Annotated in this window: 4 protein-coding genes; all 4 read right to left on the bottom strand. The window is 40.8% G+C overall.

The window, feature by feature from the left end:
• Positions 1-215, bottom strand: a 215-nt coding sequence (gene tnpA, locus L4C36_RS23710; protein WP_428480210.1) for an IS66 family insertion sequence element accessory protein TnpA, incomplete at its 3' end; no start/stop codon positions are given.
• Positions 216-291: 76 nt separating this feature from the next.
• Positions 292-579, bottom strand: a complete 288-nt coding sequence (locus L4C36_RS23705) for a hypothetical protein (protein WP_428480209.1) — start codon at positions 577-579, stop codon at positions 292-294.
• Positions 580-589: 10 nt separating this feature from the next.
• Positions 590-883 (bottom strand): hypothetical protein, encoded by a 294-nt coding sequence (locus tag L4C36_RS23700; RefSeq protein ID WP_428480208.1) that lies wholly within the window; start codon positions 881-883, stop codon positions 590-592.
• A gap of 61 nt (positions 884-944) precedes the next feature.
• Entirely contained in the window at positions 945-1,469 is a 525-nt protein-coding gene (locus L4C36_RS23695; RefSeq protein WP_428480207.1) for a GNAT family N-acetyltransferase, read from the bottom strand.
• Positions 1,470-1,704 lie beyond the last annotated feature (235 nt).

Below are 1,704 nucleotides of genomic sequence, written 5' to 3'. Positions count from 1 at the left end.
GGCAGAAACACTTCAACGCATGAAGCCTCTGCCTTTTCATCGAGCAAGATAGGTAATACACATTGAATCTCGTCATTAGTGCGTAGCTTTTTCAGCCAATAGTAAAACGTCGCCAGTTTGATATTACGCTGCTGACAAAAATCGGCTTTGGTGAGGTCGCTTTGGGTTTGCTCATCGATAATAGACTGCCAATGTTGTCGTTTGGTAGATGTCATGGTGTTTCTCCTTAAATAACGAAGAAACAGGATCGTCTATGTGGCTGAATTATTGAAGGTGGGGTTAATTCAGCGCTTACAAAGCAAAATCATCTCGTGCCGTCTCGATATAGCTCCATAACGCGCACATGATCGTATTCACGATGATCACTTCGACCAATCGTATGGGTAAAAACGCTTTATCATAAGCATGGGTATACAACGCGATAATCATCATTAGCGCACTGATCCCGCCATACAATTCCACTAACGGGGAAGACATATCAAGAGTAACGGTATGAGGAAAGAATAAAAGTACCAGCGCATAAGCGAAATACAAGCTCGTTAAACCATAGAAAATGATTTTTGAATGCTTCCTACTCATTATTACCATTTTATCGCTTCGCTCCGTGATTAGTTTGCCAATCAAGAATGGCTGCCCTCACATCATCACGGGTACTCAATCCTTTGATGTGCCTGTCATCAAAGTGCTGTGGTCGGTACCTGACTGCACTCGCAATATCATCAAGCGCACTCTCGCCATTGTTTTGGAAAGCAAGTACCTCTTCTTCACTGAGTTTAAGTTCTCGGACAAAGATAGCGGAAGAACCACAGACGACAGAGAAGTAAAAGTCACTCTCTTCCTCAAAAAGCATCCAGCTCCAGTTGCTTTCAAAAATAACCTGCATTTATGACTCCAGAACCATGGTGATTAGCTATTGATGCTATAGTCGTTTGTTCGGCGAATTTTCAGAGGCTTATGCGCATATCTGCACAATTGAAAAGACCGTCACCTAAAGTTGGAAAACGCGCATAGTTTTTGAGCGTTCCATGATTTGAGAAACCTGACTTTTCTAAAACCCTTACACTTGCCATGTGCCCAACAAATGGATTTGTTCTTACTTCCTTGATACCAAAGTTATTTAAGTATGCCAAACCAGTACGACACAATTGCGTCGAAATTCCACGATTACTAAATTTGCCTGATATACCAAAATGGATCTCTGCATACTGTTCATTGAACACGAACACAACTACCCCAAACACAAAGTCATTTTGGCTTTCTGCGACACCATAAACTAGTACTTTGGGAGTGCTTTCCAAATAGGATTTTCTCCACTGCTTAATTTTTGAGAGCGTGGTTCCCACCGTATCATGAGGTAATGTCGAAATGTACTTTGCGGAAGAAATTGAGCCCGAATACAAACTAAACAATGAGTCTGCGTCAGTTTCTCGAAGCTCTCTAACTCTAAAAACGTCATTCTCGTAGTTCATTATGCCTCCATTCGCCTAACGCCGCCATAACACGTGCTGACGACTTACTCTCCAAACCAATTATACTCTAAACCAAAAACGCCGAATGTAATAAGCATCGTGTTGATGGCTTTATTATGCCTGATATTCCGACAACTTCTTAATTCCAACTTTTGAACCTTTTACAAAGAATTTTTTACCTAGTACATCTGTTAAATAGTATTTTCTAAACATAAAACCATCATTCTCTATCTAT

The sequence above is a fragment of the Photobacterium japonica genome (assembly GCF_050337005.1).
Taxonomy (GTDB): Bacteria; Pseudomonadota; Gammaproteobacteria; order Enterobacterales; family Vibrionaceae; genus Photobacterium; species Photobacterium japonica.
The sequence above is the reverse complement of the archived record's forward strand: the minus strand, read 5'-3'. Positions and strand labels throughout refer to the sequence as shown.